Origin of the sequence: Paenibacillus polymyxa (assembly GCF_018614975.1) — a bacterium.
GTDB lineage: Bacteria > Bacillota > Bacilli > Paenibacillales > Paenibacillaceae > Paenibacillus > Paenibacillus polymyxa_E.
Genome location: NZ_JAGGNR010000011.1, coordinates 274,440 through 289,790, shown reverse-complemented (window position 1 = coordinate 289,790; position 15,351 = coordinate 274,440). Strand labels below are relative to the sequence as shown.

16 protein-coding genes are annotated in these 15,351 nt (G+C 47.5%); all 16 read right to left on the bottom strand.

The genetic code is table 11. The annotated features are described in order from the left end of the window. Positions 1-807, bottom strand: a complete 807-nt coding sequence (trpA, locus tag J7E78_RS09920) for a tryptophan synthase subunit alpha (RefSeq protein ID WP_215076006.1) — start codon at positions 805-807, stop codon at positions 1-3. Further along, the gene (gene trpB, locus J7E78_RS09915) at positions 804-2,003 is read right to left on the bottom strand and encodes a tryptophan synthase subunit beta (RefSeq protein WP_215076005.1); all 1,200 of its coding nucleotides are present in this window, start codon (positions 2,001-2,003) and stop codon (positions 804-806) included. The genes trpA and trpB overlap by 4 nt, the downstream gene beginning before the upstream one ends. Then, positions 2,000-2,701 (bottom strand): phosphoribosylanthranilate isomerase, encoded by a 702-nt coding sequence (locus J7E78_RS09910; protein ID WP_215076004.1) that lies wholly within the window; start codon positions 2,699-2,701, stop codon positions 2,000-2,002. Before J7E78_RS09910 ends, trpB begins: the two co-directional genes overlap by 4 nt. A gap of 35 nt (positions 2,702-2,736) precedes the next feature. Further along, the gene (trpC, locus tag J7E78_RS09905) at positions 2,737-3,525 is read right to left on the bottom strand and encodes an indole-3-glycerol phosphate synthase TrpC (RefSeq protein ID WP_215076003.1); all 789 of its coding nucleotides are present in this window, start codon (positions 3,523-3,525) and stop codon (positions 2,737-2,739) included. Then, positions 3,515-4,555 (bottom strand): anthranilate phosphoribosyltransferase, encoded by a 1,041-nt coding sequence (trpD, locus tag J7E78_RS09900; RefSeq protein WP_215076194.1) that lies wholly within the window; start codon positions 4,553-4,555, stop codon positions 3,515-3,517. The genes trpC and trpD overlap by 11 nt, the downstream gene beginning before the upstream one ends. 68 nt (positions 4,556-4,623) lie before the next feature. Continuing rightward, positions 4,624-6,192 (bottom strand): anthranilate synthase component I, encoded by a 1,569-nt coding sequence (gene trpE / locus J7E78_RS09895; protein ID WP_036607674.1) that lies wholly within the window; start codon positions 6,190-6,192, stop codon positions 4,624-4,626. 501 nt (positions 6,193-6,693) lie between these two features. Beyond that, the gene (gene aroH, locus J7E78_RS09890; RefSeq protein WP_047843558.1) at positions 6,694-7,071 is read right to left on the bottom strand and encodes a chorismate mutase; all 378 of its coding nucleotides are present in this window, start codon (positions 7,069-7,071) and stop codon (positions 6,694-6,696) included. 6 nt (positions 7,072-7,077) lie between these two features. Beyond that, positions 7,078-8,172 (bottom strand): 3-dehydroquinate synthase, encoded by a 1,095-nt coding sequence (gene aroB / locus J7E78_RS09885; protein WP_036607679.1) that lies wholly within the window; start codon positions 8,170-8,172, stop codon positions 7,078-7,080. A gap of 1 nt (position 8,173) precedes the next feature. Beyond that, entirely contained in the window at positions 8,174-9,343 is a 1,170-nt protein-coding gene (gene aroC, locus J7E78_RS09880) for a chorismate synthase (protein WP_091028940.1), read from the bottom strand. A 178-nt stretch (positions 9,344-9,521) separates the two neighbouring features. Continuing rightward, complete coding sequence (locus tag J7E78_RS09875) at positions 9,522-10,316, bottom strand: CheR family methyltransferase (protein WP_215076002.1); 795 nt, start codon at positions 10,314-10,316, stop codon at positions 9,522-9,524. A gap of 25 nt (positions 10,317-10,341) precedes the next feature. Next, on the bottom strand, positions 10,342-10,785 hold the full coding sequence (gene ndk, locus J7E78_RS09870; protein WP_017687704.1) for a nucleoside-diphosphate kinase: 444 nt from the start codon (positions 10,783-10,785) through the stop codon (positions 10,342-10,344). Positions 10,786-10,939: 154 nt separating this feature from the next. Then, positions 10,940-11,914 (bottom strand): polyprenyl synthetase family protein, encoded by a 975-nt coding sequence (locus J7E78_RS09865; protein ID WP_017687703.1) that lies wholly within the window; start codon positions 11,912-11,914, stop codon positions 10,940-10,942. Between the two features lie 343 nt (positions 11,915-12,257). Next, the gene (locus tag J7E78_RS09860) at positions 12,258-12,878 is read right to left on the bottom strand and encodes a UbiX family flavin prenyltransferase (protein WP_215076001.1); all 621 of its coding nucleotides are present in this window, start codon (positions 12,876-12,878) and stop codon (positions 12,258-12,260) included. Then, positions 12,879-13,745, bottom strand: coding sequence for a UbiA-like polyprenyltransferase (locus J7E78_RS09855; RefSeq protein WP_062835193.1), 867 nt, complete (start codon positions 13,743-13,745; stop codon positions 12,879-12,881). Further along, on the bottom strand, positions 13,738-14,466 hold the full coding sequence (locus tag J7E78_RS09850) for a demethylmenaquinone methyltransferase (RefSeq protein WP_036607690.1): 729 nt from the start codon (positions 14,464-14,466) through the stop codon (positions 13,738-13,740). Before J7E78_RS09850 ends, J7E78_RS09855 begins: the two co-directional genes overlap by 8 nt. A 15-nt stretch (positions 14,467-14,481) precedes the next feature. Further along, the gene (locus J7E78_RS09845) at positions 14,482-15,345 is read right to left on the bottom strand and encodes a heptaprenyl diphosphate synthase component 1 (protein ID WP_215076000.1); all 864 of its coding nucleotides are present in this window, start codon (positions 15,343-15,345) and stop codon (positions 14,482-14,484) included. Positions 15,346-15,351: the final 6 nt, after the last annotated feature.

Below are 15,351 nucleotides of genomic sequence, written 5' to 3'. Positions count from 1 at the left end.
CTATCCCTTTAATTGTGCCACAAAGTTACGAATTTGCAACAGTCCCGCTGCACGCGTATCCGGATTTTCAAGCAGAGGAATCGCATCTTCCACCTGACGAACAATGGCACTACCTACAACAACACCATCGCAGATGCGGGAGAAATGTGCCACCTGCTCATGACTGGAGATACCAAAACCTACCGCAACAGGGAGGTCTGTCAGACTTTTCACCGTCTCAATGAAGCTCTCTACGCCATCAAAGAAAGAAGCTCTCTCTCCGGTTACCCCAAGGGAAGATACACAGTAGATAAAGCCACTCGCTCCCGTTACAATCCGCTCAATCCGAGCATTAGATGTAGGTGCAACAAGCGGCACCAGATGCACACCAGCACGATTTGCACGTTGTCGCATCTCTTCCGCTTCCTCAATTGGCAGGTCCGGAATGATCATGCCACTAATATCGTGTTTGACCAATTCATCAAAGAATACATCCAGTCCTGTCTGCAATACCGGATTATAATAGGTGAACAGTACAAACGGCAGTTTCACACCTGCCTTACGAGCTTTTGCTGCGGTTTCCATAACAGTACGAATGGTAATCTGGCTTTTGAGCGCACGTTCGGAAGCACGCTGAATGACTGGGCCATCTGCAAGCGGATCCGAATAGGGAACACCCAGTTCCAAAATATCCGCTCCAGCCTGTTCAAGCTCCTTGATGATATCAATCGTTGTATCCACATCCGGGTCTCCCACGGTTAAGAATGGAATAAGTGCCGTGCGATTCTGTTGCTTCAATTGCTGGAAGGTCTGGTCCATCAGATTCATCCCAAGTCGCCTCCCGTGTATTTCATAATCGATTCAACGTCCTTGTCTCCACGTCCCGACAGACAAATAACTACAATATCATCTGCTGTGAGTTCAGGCGCCAGTTTGACAACTTGGGCAACCGCATGTGCAGACTCCAGAGCAGGAATGATTCCTTCTGTCCGACATAGCAATTGCAGGGCATCCAGTGCTTCCTGATCCGTGATCGGTACATATTTTGCCCGTTCAATATCCTTGAGATAGGAATGCTCCGGACCAACACCCGGATAATCAAGTCCGGCCGAGATGGAATGCGCTGGCTGAACCTGTCCATACTCATCCTGCAACAGGTAACTCATAGATCCCTGGAATACACCATGCGTACCTTTGGTCATCGTCGCCGCATGATACTCGGTATCGACCCCTTTGCCTGCGGCTTCAACACCAACAAGCTTCACATCCTGATCACCGATAAATGGATAGAACATCCCGATCGCATTACTTCCTCCACCAACAGCTGCTACAATTACATCCGGCAAACGCCCTTCGATCTCCTGAATCTGACGACGGGTCTCATCACCGATTACACGTTGGAAATTCCGCACCATCATCGGATATGGATGAGGACCAACCACTGATCCGAGCACATAAAACGTATCCTCCACATTGCTGACCCAGTAACGAAGCGCTTCATTACCAGCATCCTTCAGTGTCCGTGTTCCGGACGTCACCGGAATTACTTCTGCTCCGAGCAGCTTCATCCGAAATACGTTTAACTGCTGACGCTCTGTATCTTCTTCGCCCATAAATACTTTGCATTCCAGTCCAAGCAATGCGGCTACTGTTGCCGTTGCAACGCCATGTTGACCTGCACCTGTTTCGGCAATAACTTTCTTTTTGCCCATCCGTTTGGCAAGCAAACCTTGTCCAATGGCGTTATTAATTTTGTGCGCACCTGTATGATTGAGATCTTCACGTTTCAGATAAATTTTCGGTCCGCCCAATCGGCGTGACAATTGCTCTGCATGATACAATGGCGTTTCACGTCCAGAGTACTCACTCAGCAGATAGTTCAGTTCCTTGTTGAATTCCTCATCTTCAGAGAAGTGGCTATATGCCTCCTCCAACTCAATAAGTGCGTTCATTAATGTCTCAGGTACAAAGCGGCCTCCGAAGTGACCGAAACGCCCGTGTTGATCCGGCAATTGATGTGTCATGCCTGCTTCACCCTTTCTACGAATGCTGTAATTTTGGCAATATCCTTCACACCTTCAGTCTCAACGCCGCTGGATACATCGACGCCGAAAGGTGCATATGTCTGTATTAGTTCTTGTACATTGTCCGGCTGCAAACCTCCTGCAACAAACAGGGCAATTTCGCGACTTTTCGCCCATTCAGCATAGACAGGAATTCGCTCCCAGGCAAACGTTTTCCCAGAGCCCCCTCCATATAGAGGATCATGGGTATCAAGCAATATCGCATCCACGAATTTATCGTAAGTATCAAGAGCCCTTATGGCTGCATCATCAGCTTCCGGTCCCGTTTCATCTTTGGGAAAAGAAAAAACTTTGAACACTTTAGCATTCCACCTCTGCTTCACCTGCTGGCAAAATTCCGCAGTCTCCTGTCCATGCAGTTGAATAACATCCAGTTGAGCTAACATCATAATATGCTCCAGCTCTTCCAGCGTAGGATTCACAAATACACCCGCAAGCTTCGGTCGATCATAGGCCGACCATTCGAACAACACCGTTCTTAATGCAGCAGCCCGCTCGGGTTCGATTCGGCGGCGTGATTTGGCAAAAACAACACCAATGTAATCCACAGGCAAGTTTATCATCGATTTTAGCACTTCAACGTCCTGAAGTCCACATATTTTTACGGCCGCTGGCAGCGGGTTTCTCAGTTCTGACATACTGTCGCCTGTGCCATCGTGTATGGAAGTATTCATCATTTGGTTCCCATCAGATCATATACAGCCGCCTCGACATCATCCTTGCGCATGAGATGCTCACCTACGAGAATACCATGAACACCGGCCTGGATCAGAGGTACTATTGATTCTGGCCCGTCAATACCACTTTCGCTAATCAAGGTAACGCCACTTGGAATCAATTCCATCAAATCCAGTGTCGTGTTCAGACTGGTTTCGAATGTTTTCAAATTACGATTATTGATGCCCACTAGTGTTGCCTGCGGGATCTCCAATACTTGCTCCAGTTCTGTTCGATCGTGGACTTCAATCAAGGCATCCAGCCCCAAACTTTTGGCGAATTCCAGATATTGACGAATCTGTTCAGGTGTCAGAATGCTGGCAATCAGCAGTATCGCATCCGCACCCAGTAATCTTGCCTCGGCAATTTGTCGTTCATCTATAATAAAATCCTTGCGTAATAGCGGAATGTTCACCGCCCTATGGATCGCCTGCAAGTACTCGTTGCTCCCTTGAAAATACGATACATCCGTTAATACAGAGATGCAATCTGCACCCGCTCGCTCATAAGCAGCAGCAATCTCTACCGGATGAAAATCAGGACGGATCAATCCTTTAGATGGCGAAGCCTTCTTCACTTCAGCAATAAGGCCGAGTTTGCGATTGCGTCCGCTCGATAGTGCTTGTTCAAACCCACGTGTTGCGGGTAGTTGTTCGATTTGTTGGATAGCTTCATCCATGTTAAATGTTTGTGCCAGAACTTCAACTTCTTTATGTTTGGTTGCAACGATTCGATCAAGATACATGACTGTACGCCTCCGTTGTATGAATTAACTGTTCAAGTTTCCCGGCAGCTTTGCCCGAATCTACCGCTTCTGCGGCAAGTGTTACCCCTTCAGCAATGCTATCCGCAAGACCGGATACATAGATGCACGCTCCGGCGTTCAACAGAACGACATCACGGTAGGCACTCTGCTCACCCTGGAAGATCCTCTTAATAATTTCGGCATTCTGTGCTGCATCTCCTCCAAGCACCGCTTCGAGCGGATGCAGAGACAAGCCCATATCACGTGGATCAATATCATAGGTGTGCACTTCACCATTGCGAAGTTCAGATACCTGAGTTGGTGCCGAGATACTGATTTCATCCAGACCATCATAGCTGGCCACAACCAACGCTCTTTTGAGACCAAGACGATTCAATACTTCAGCAATCATCGGCGTCCGGGAACGATCATACAGACCAAGCAATTGGCGATCTGCTCCCGCAGGATTGGTTAATGGTCCCAGCATATTGAAAATGGTCCGAACACCCAGCTCCTTTCTTGGTCCTGCCGCATGTCGCATGGAAGGGTGATATACCTGGGCAAAACAGAAGCAGATTCCGATATCATCCAGACATTGTCTAGCCTGCTCCCCGTTCAGATGGATATTTACACCGAGGGCCTCTAATACATCTGCACTTCCCGCTCTGCCTGAAGCTGAACGGTTGCCATGTTTGGCAACCCGAACCGAGACGGCCGAAGCAATGATCGCGGATGCTGTGGAAATGTTGAATTTGTGAATACCCGATCCACCTGTTCCACACGTGTCCAGCAAGCCGCTGCCATCCGTTAGAATCCGTCCGCCCTGACCACGCATGGCTTCCGCAAAACCGGTGATCTCATCCACTGTTTCCCCCTTCATCCGCAGCGCCATCAGCAAACCTCCGATTTGAGCCGGCGTTGCCTCACCTCTCATAATCGAGTACATCAAATCTCGTGCTTCGGCTTGCTCCAGATGGCTGCCCTCCAAAATCTTTGCCAAACCATTCTTCATGCCATCCTCGCGATTAATCTCAGCAATCGGGGTTACAGGGTTCTCATTTATTATCGGGTTTATGTTCATCTCCTGTCTCTCCTCTCTCAGTTCTTAGCGGCCGCTGGTGTGACAAAGTAGTCTGCATTCGCCAGTCTCAACGTGCTGTCCTTTTCTTTGGCAGGAAACATCGCTTCTGCTGTTCGAATCGCCTTGAGCAATGCTTTAGCTTTGTTAACCGTTTCCTCATATTCATTCTCAGGCACAGAATCCCATACGATTCCCGCTCCGGCCTGTACATATGCTTTTCCTTTTTTGAAAATAATCGTACGAATTGTAATACAGGAGTCCATGTTACCCGAGAAACCAAGGTATCCGATTGCTCCTGCATAGGCACCACGTGCCTCTTTCTCCAGTTCCGCGATAATCTCCATTGCACGCAGTTTCGGTGCACCGGATACGGTACCTGCTGGCAAGCACGAGAGGAACGCATCGAAGAAATCCTTGTCTTCTCTAAGCTCGCCTGTAACGTTGGATACCATGTGCATCACGTGAGAATACCGTTCAATCTCCATGAACATGTCACACTTCACACTGCCAAAGCTGGATACCCGGCCCAGATCGTTACGGCCCAGATCAACCAGCATCAGATGCTCCGCGCGTTCCTTCTCATCCTGGAGCAGATCAGCAGCGAGTGCACGATCTTCCGCTTCAGTAGCTCCCCTTGGACGTGTGCCTGCAATCGGACGTGTCTCCACACGATTCCCGTCCACCTTGACCAGCGCTTCAGGCGAAGTACCCACGATAATCTCATCATCCATTTTGAGGTAGTACATATAAGGCGATGGATTCAGAGTCCGAAGCACACGATACACGTGAAGCGGAGAAACCTCCGTATCAATGTGGAAACGCTGGGATAATACCACTTGAAAAATATCACCTGCGCGAATATAATCTTTCGCTTGCTCCACATTGCCGATAAATTGCTCCTTCGTGAGGTTGGAGCGAATATCCCCCAGTTCCACGTCTCCCGGAATAGAACGCGGATTCAGGTTCTCCCCTGGTCCTTGCTGCTGCAAACGTTCTGCGGCCTGCTCCAGCTTCTCCGAAGTCACTGCATACGCTTGCCGTATCTCGTCATCCGTTGCACCGTCCTTGACGTGTACATTCCCGACGAGCAGCATCTGCTGCTTCACATGGTCAAACACGATAATCTGGTCACAGAACATAAAGCGAATGTCATCCATGTTCAGGTCATCCAGCGCATGGGCTGGAAGCTTCTCATAATAGGACAGCAGATCATATCCGAAGAAACCAATTGCCCCACCTGTGAATGGTGGCAGTTCATCATCTTTTGGGCTGCGATACTTACGCAGCAGTGCTTTCAGTTCTTCAATCGGTTTGCCTGGCAATTCACGAGTTTTCCCTGCTTCTTCTACAACGATCCGGCCCTTCTTCGCCGAAATCATCAGGAACGGATCTGTACCGATGAACGAGTATCTCGCCCATTGGATCCCCCCCTCTACACTTTCCAGCAGGAATGCCCGGTCGTTGTCAGCATAACGGCGGAATATTCGAATCGGTGTCTCCATATCTGCCAGAATCCGTTTGACTACCGGAATCAGATTATACTCATTCGACATTTTCAGTACTTGATTAACGTTTGGCGTTATCATCAGATCACGTCCTTTCAGATTTAGGTAGAAGAAAAGGGTATATGTACAAAAAAACCTCTACCATCAGGTAGAGGTTTGGTTATAAGCTGTATTTAACAGGGTGATGTTTCATAAATAACAAGTCCCTATACTTCGCTCTCGGATTATTCACAGGTCGCTGAATTGATGCATCTCACATCATCCAATTCGGGAAAATAGTTCAGTTATAACACTTCAACTACTCACTCCAATATTTCGTAAAATATAGGAGGGTGCATTGATTGTGTTTGTACCAAAATATATCAAAACAAGATGTCCTATGACACGTTTGTTTTCCCTGTTCCTGTTACGTATTCCGTAGCACGACGTACCGTGAATCAGTTGACCGGTTTCTGTTGCCCCGGTTACCACCCACTGGACTCTGCTATATACTCCACTAGCTCAGCTGCTCTCAGCTCAATCTCTACTCTACTCAACTGGTTCTCACTATACATCATTATGATCGGTTTGACAACCCACCACTTAAGAGCCGGAAGGTGCTGCCAAATCCGGACGTAATGCCTGTGCACCGTTCAGATACACATGGTTGATTTCATTCTGAGCTTTATTCGTATTGACATGCACCATGAAACGAATGCACTGTGCCAAGGCACCTTTAACAGGAACCTCCAGTGCACACATAAGTGGTACAAGTTCCCAGCCATCCAGTTGGCGAATAGCTTTTGCCGGGAAAGCAGCATCCAGATCCCCAGTTAACGTTATCCACACACTGCAGATATCTTCCGGTTGGATCTCATTGCGATCCACGATCTCCTGCAACAATACAGCCGTTTCCTTCAAAATCTGTTCTTCGTTGTTCTGCGTAACTGTTGTAGCTCCGCGAATTCCCCGTGTGACCATTGCCTGTTATTCTCCCTTCCTGAGCATTTCAATGACGTCCCGAACTGCCGACACAGGTACGTCCTTCACAATTCTTGCAGCCCCAATCCGATCAGGAATGATGAACACCATATGACCTTCACGGAACTTTTTGTCATGCATCATCGCTTCCATTAATGCATCCGTGTCCAGATGCGCAGGCATCGTTGTTGGAAGGCGAAGTGAACGCAACATGCGGACCGTATCTTCATAGAGCCCTGCTGGCGCACCAAGCTTCTCACCAAGCAATGCTGATCCAGCCATACCGATCGAGATCGCTTCTCCGTGCAGGAATTCTCCATAACCAGCAATCGCTTCAATGGCATGACCAATTGTATGTCCAAGGTTCAACAACGCACGTTCTCCATTTTCCCGTTCGTCTCTGGATACAATCTCTGCCTTAATACCACACCCGCGCTCCAAGCCGTATCCCAATGCTTCCGGATTAAGCGCAAGCAACTCTTCCGCATGCTCCTCACACCAATGTGCAAAAGCCTCATCACGGATCAGTCCGTGCTTCAGCATCTCTGACAACCCTGCCGAAACATCTCGTGGCGGTAAGGATTGAAGTGTGTCCACATCGTAGAGTACAAGTTCGGGCTGGTGGAATGCACCAATCATATTTTTAGCCAGCGGATGATTGACAGCCACCTTGCCGCCTACACTGCTGTCATGCGCCAAAATCGTTGTAGGTACTTGAACAAACTTGATTCCTCGCATATATGTAGCGGCAACAAAACCAGCCAGATCACCTACGACACCACCACCTAGGGCCAGAATCGCAGAACTACGATCCAGTTTACCTTCGATCGCAACGGTCATCATATCCTGGTACACCGAAAGGGATTTCGATGTTTCACCAGAGGGCACAACCGCCGATACGACGGTATAACCAGCCGTACGCAGCGTTTGCTCCAAACCTGACAAGTATTTGGGAGCCACATTTTCATCTGTAATGATGAGTAGCGGACTTTTTTTGGTCAAGCCATATTGCTCAAAATATTGAGGGGCTTGTGCCAATAGGCCGCTACCAATCAGAATCGGATATGAGCGTTCCTCCAACTGTACCGTCAGCTGACGCATATTAGTAACTCTCCAGTTGAGCGTTATAACTAGCAACATTGGCACGGATCTCTTCCATGGAATCCCCGCCGAATTTCTCCAGGAATGCTTTGGCAATTTCCCACGCTACAACATGCTCCATAACCACACTCGCTGCGGGTACAGCACAAGCGTCCGAGCGCTCCACCTGAGCTGTAAATGCTTCTTTTGTATCAATATCAACACTTTGCAGTGGCTTATACAACGTTGGGATCGGCTTCATTACACCACGTACAACTACTGGCATACCGTTTGTCATACCACCCTCGAATCCACCCAGACGGTTGGTTGCCCGGTGGTAGCCGCGCTCATCCGTATGCATGATTTCATCATGCACCTGTGATCCCCGAATGACTCCTGCTTCGAATCCGATACCAATCTCTACGCCTTTGAATGCATTAATGGACATTACGCCTTGAGCGATTCGTGCATCCAGCTTGCGATCGTATTGAACATAACTACCAAGACCAATAGGTACGCCTTCAACGATACATTCCACGATTCCTCCGATGGAATCGCCTTCTTGTTTAATCTGGTCGATGTAGGCTTCCATCTTCTTCTCTGTCTCAGCATCCGTGACACGTACAGAGGAAGCTTCTGTCACTGCGATCAGTTCATCAATCGGAAGGTCCTGATACGGAGCTTCGATCTCTCCAATACGAAGTACACGTCCAGCTACCTTGATTCCGAATTCAGCCAGGAATTGACGTGCAATGGCACCACATGCCACACGTACCGTTGTCTCACGTGCACTGGAGCGCTCCAGTACGTTACGCAAGTCTTTAAGATTATACTTGAGTCCACCGTTCAGATCAGCGTGTCCGGGACGTGGACGATGAACGCGACGTTTCTCTTCGTCGCTGCCTTCAATCGGCTCAATATTCATAATATTCTGCCAATGTTTCCAGTCGTTATTTTGAACAACCAGCGCTACCGGAGCACCTGTTGTATATCCGTGACGGATACCACCAACGAAATTCGCCTGATCCTTCTCGATCTGCATCCGGCGTCCACGACCATATCCCTTTTGGCGGCGGTGAAGCTGGAAATTCAGTTCTTCAAAATCAATTGTCAAATTACTTGGCAATCCTTCAATAATAGCGGTCAATTGGGGTCCGTGCGTCTCCCCTGCGGTTAAATAGCGTAAACTCATAATACGTTCCCCCTTTAAACTGTTAAACTTCACATTGCTAAAATCCCATAATTTCTTTGCTTATTATAGTATAGCTGACCGGCTTTGACAAGAAAGTCGGCTCTTTCTTGTGCTTGGTATACAAATAACCGCCTGATCACATGTACATGTGCATCAGACGGCTCAACAACCATTATCATTATTTTTTCCGATAGAAGAATGTCTCTGCTGTCTCCAGACCATATTGTCCCGGGGAGAAGATCTGCTCCGTACTACCCACAAACAAAATACCGCCTGGACGCAAACTTGCTGCAAATTTGTGATACAACAGGTTTTTGGCTTCCTCGGTAAAGTAGATCATGACATTCCGGCACACAATCAGATCGTACCCATCGTCAAAACGGTCTAACAGTAGATTTTGTTTCATGAATTTGATCGAATTTTTCAGCTTATCATCAATACGATAAACCAAGCCATCCTGTTTAAAGTAACGACTTGCCGTTTCTTTGGGTACATCCTTAAGCGAGCGTTCCATATAACGCCCTTCCTTGGCTTTGGCCAATGCACCTTCATCCAGATCACTTGCCGTAATGGAGCTGTCCTTCAAAATGCCCATCGTGTCCAGAATCATGGCGAGTGTATAAGGCTCTTCACCTGTTGAACAGGCTGCACTCCAGACTTTGACACGACGCTTGGACCCCAGCAGCTCAGGCAGGATCTCATCCCGCAGCACTTCCCAACGATTGGGATTACGCCAGAATTCCGATACGTTAATCGTCATACGATCAAGGAATTCGTAGAACAATGATTTATCCTTCTGCATAGCATCAAAAAAGTTAGAAAATGTATGAAACCCGTTTTTGTTGCGAAGTGTGGTCAGCCTTCTTTTCATCTGGCCTTCCTTGTATTGAGCAAGATCAATGCCTGTGCTCTCTTTGATTTTACGAATGAATCCGGTGTAATCCGGGTCTAGTAGTTGTTCTTGCTCCAGCATCGTGTATCACCCTTTTGGCTAATAATTACAACCAGGCTGCGATGCTCTTGTCGTATACCACCAGTTCATCTGAAGCAAAGAAATTTGCTGCTTCACGGGAAGCACTTTCCGGTGAATCTGCCCCATGAATCAGATTATGTGGTGTGTGGCTGGCGAAGTCTCCGCGAATGGTACCCGGAGCTGCTTCTTTCACATTGGTTTTTCCGATGACGATGCGCGCAAGCGCCACAATATCGTCCCCTTCCCACACCATGGCAAATACAGGCCCAGATGTGATAAAACGAACCAAATCATCGAAAAACGGTTTGCCCTCATGTTCAGCATAATGGCGTTTTGCCTGATCCTCAGACATCTGCACCAATTTGCCTGCCACCAACTTAAATCCTTTGTCTTCCAGACGGCTAATAATTCGACCGATCAATCCACGCTGCACACCATCCGGCTTCACCATCAAAAATGTACGATCCATCAGCTCACTCCTCACTCACGGTTCAAAGTTAATCACTATGTAAACGCAATCCCTCTGATTGTAACATACATGTCCAAATCCTCCCAATGAGGAATCTCACAGTTCTGTTCATCTTTGGGCATGAGCAATCCGAGAGTCGAAGGTCATACAAAGTTTAATGCGTACGTTTAACCACAAAATGAGCGATATCACGCAGGTTTTTGGTCGTCTTGATGTTAGGTAGCTGATCGAGAGCATCGAGCGCTTTCTTCATATATCGGTCAGCAAGGGCTTCTGCTTTAGCAATTCCTTGACTTTGGCGAATCATTCCAATTGCATCCGATGCACTTGCCCGTCCTTCTTCATGCTGGACACGGGAGATCTCCTTAAGCAAAGGTTCCCGCAGATCGGATTCTTCTAAGGCATAAAGTACTGGAAGAGTGATATTCCCTTGCTTCATATCACTGCCAGGTGGCTTGCCAAGTTGTTTCTCGGTACCTACCAGATCAAGTACATCATCTTGAATCTGGAAAGCCATCCCTACATTGTATCCGTACGTATACAGCAGAGAAGACACATGCTCAGGCGCACGTGTAGCCAATGCCCCTAACTGACAGCTAACCGCAATCAGAAGTGCTGTTTTGCGGCGAATTCGCAGCAGATAGTTACGAACACTTTGTCCCGTATTGAAAAAGTCGCGAATTTGCTCCATCTCACCAATGGACATCTGTACCATAGCTTTGGCAAGGATACGATGAATAGCTGGATCGGATAATCCGGCAGTCATTTCAAGTGCCTTACCGTAGATATAGTCTCCAGTATACATGGCAATCCGATTATCCCATTTTGACTTCACCGTGGGTTTGCCTCGGCGCGTCTCCGCATTATCAATAACATCATCGTGAACGAGGGATGCCGAATGGATGAGTTCCAGCGGAACCGCAACCAGCTTCAGACGTTCAATGTCGTATGTACCAAATTTCCCACCAAGTAACACAAAAACGGGCCGCAACCGTTTTCCTCCTGCTTTGAGCAAATGAAGTGACGTTTCACTCAGCAGCTTCTGTTCACCTCGAACACTGCGATACAACTCTTTCTCAATGTAATCCATGTCCTTTTTTAACAACCCGAAAATATCCAATAGTTTCATTCGTTCACCCGTATCAGCGTATTGTCAGTCCATAAATTCATGCTTACCTTCCCCTCCAGCAAGTCGGGCCTGCAGGCATTACGAAAAACCCGGCTTACCGTTCTTGCTTGTGTTTTTCTATAAGGTAATCTAACGTATTTTTCTTCTCCGAATGTCATAGCCGACACCCGGAAATTAAACGCAGCGACTTGTTCTGAAACAAAATACAGAAGTTGCCGGAGCATGGGTCAAGACTGTGGTTCATGAAGACTCACCATCAGCACTCACCAATACCCCGGGATTCGGGGGACAAATAAACCGAGCAACACTTTGGCAAAAAACAGCCTTGTATCGAACTCAGTCGTTATCCCCGTTCATCCGGTTCTCCCCATCTTGTAAACAGTTGATGTGGGATGCGCAAGCTATCCAGCACTTTCCCCACCAAAAACAGAATCAACTCATCCATAGTCTGAGGTTTGTAATAAAAAGCAGGCATAGCCGGTATCATTCGTACACCAAGACGAGAAAGCTTCAGCATGTTCTCCAGATGGATTGCATGAAGAGGCGTCTCACGTGGTACGAGGATCAATGTTCTTCCCTCTTTCATCATGACATCGGCTGCGCGGGACATCAGATTATCCGACGATCCCTGCGCGATGGACGAAAGAGTTCCCATAGAACATGGCATGATAATCATGCCGTCGGCCAGATAAGAACCACTTGCGATGGAGGCCCCTATATCACTCACAGGATGATAGATCAGAGAACCGGATCGGTTGCCAAATTTTTCTTCCAGCACCGCGTCCCGATTCGTCACATCCCAGTCCAATTCTTCTTTCAGTACACGCCACCCTGCATTAGATATGACCAGATGAACGTTATATTCCAAATCAAGCAGCGTTTCAATTAATCGAATGCCATATATGCTGCCACTCGCTCCGGTAATTCCGACAACCAGTCGTTTATTGTCCGGCTGCTGCACCATTTATTTCACCGCCAGATCAATCAGAGTGAACGTAAATACGATTAAACTAAGCAAACTGTTCATGGTAAAAAACGCCGTTTGAACACGGCTCATATCATTAGGCGATACAATATAGTGTTGATAGAACAGAATTCCATACGTCACCAACATACCTGCGCCATACCACCAGCTCAGATCTGTCATCAACAATAACGCAAGAAAACCAATTGCAGTAATCACATGGAAGAACTTAGCGATCTGCAATGATTTGACCAGACCAAAACGGGAAGGTATGGAGTGAAGACCCTCTCCCTGATCGAATTCCAGATCCTGACATGCATAGATAATATCAAAGCCTGCTGTCCAGAAAACAATCGTAACGTACAGCACAATCGCTGTCCAATCCATCGTTCCTGTTACAGCTACCCAGCCACCAAGTGGTGCCAAACCAATCGTCATTCCGAGAACGACGTGACATAACCATGTGAATCGTTTGGTGTACGAATACAGTACCAACATAAACACAGCAATAGGCAACAGTTGCATGGATAATACATTAAGATTGGATGAGGCCCAGAATAACAATATAAATGAGATAATGACAAATATAACAACTTCCCCATTTTTCAACAGTCCTGCCGGGATAGCTCTCATCGCGGTACGCGGGTTTTTGCCATCAATCGCTTGGTCAATAATTCGGTTCAAACCAAAAGCCGCACTACGTGCGCCGACCATCGCAAGCAATACCCACATGATCTGCATCCAGCTTGGGAAGGTATCATTCACTACCATGGAGCCCAGGATGGCCCCCATAAATGCAAAAGGTAAAGCAAAAAGCGTGTGTTCAATCTTGATCATTTCTAAAAAGATGCGAATTTTCCTAAACATGCTGATTCTCCTTGGTTCCAATATGCAGTGCCGCGATACCTCCGGTCAGAGGGTAGGCCTGCACTTGTTGTAATCCAGTTTCTGCAAAAATGTCTGCCAGTTCCTGCCTTCCCGGAAAAATGGCCAGTGAGTCCGGCAGCCATTTGTACTGCTCAAAACTTTTTGCAAACACTTTGGCAAGATTCGGTAAAACCTTCTCAAAATAAAAATAATAAATACCTTTGAACGGCTGCCATGTTGGCTTGGACAATTCCAGGCACACAACCATACCGCCCGGTTTGACCACACGTTTCATTTCAGACAACACTTGTCTGAGATCAGGTACATTACGCAGCCCGAACCCGATCGTCACATAATCAAATGAATTGTCTTCAAAAGGAAGTGACATGGCATTTCCCTGTGTCAGGGTAATCTGCTTTTGACGTTGCACCGCATTGATCTTTGTCTGGCCGACCTCCAGCATGTTGCTACTGAAATCAAGTCCGTGCATGTGCCCCGTTTCACTTGCCTCTGCCATAGCAAGCGTCCAGTCACATGTGCCGCAGCACAAATCTAGACCAGTATCGCCTTTGGACATGTTCATCTTTTTCATGGTGAATTTACGCCAAGCCTTATGCCTGCGGAAACTTAGAATATCATTCATAACATCATATTTTCCGGCTATACTCTGAAAAACCGAATGGACATATTCTTCTTTCGGTTTGGTCTCTCCGCTCCCCATTCGTCTGTCTCCCCCTCAATCTTCCCTTACTGCCGCATGTGAAGGCTGCAAATATGCCAAGTAAGGCTCTAGAATTGCATGTATCTCATGCAAGCCCATCCGCCCTTCCTCGTCTTGCAACAACAGTTGAATGCGGTGTGTACACTCGCGAAGCTTGTCCAGCAAAACCTCGCCAACCCTATGCTTCAGCACCATAGCGTTCCATGCACGTGTATCCGGTTCAGACTGACGCAGCACACTGCGCTCATCGTCATTACCATGCTCGTATATATGCCAGTATGCATAGCTGTGAAGATATTGTTTTGCGTCATTCATCCGCTTCAGTTCTTCCACGATCGTTTCGCAGGAGCTGAATTCGGTCAACAGGCTGTTCCATAATGACTCTTCATTATGTTGAATCATGCCTGTAAATGAAAGAAACAGCTGCATCCTCAGCTGTACCGTTTCACGCAAGTATTCGTCAGCCGAAACGAGAAGCTTCTTCATCCGTTCATACAGCGTCATCTTGCGTGCGTTCACTCCGGATACAGCACCACTGAGTTTGCCAATCATTTCAATTCTGCCCGCTTGGGCAAGCAATTGATAAAAGCGGCTACTTAAATAATCCCCGGCGAGTACATTCAACTGGCGTGAACGCATCTCCTGCTCTCTCCGCTCACCGGAAACGGTATCGATTCGATCATGCGTATCCATGGCCAACTGAACGAGCGAAGTTGCTAGAGCATATAACTCTTGATGCACCTTTTCGTCTGTGCGGCCCACAAATACCTGCAACAGACGTGCCCGGCTATCCGGAAATGATGGGATTTCCGTATGTTGTCGAATCATGTCGTAATCCGTATATTTCTTTGCTAGTTGGGGTACGCGATATGAATTCATTCTCAG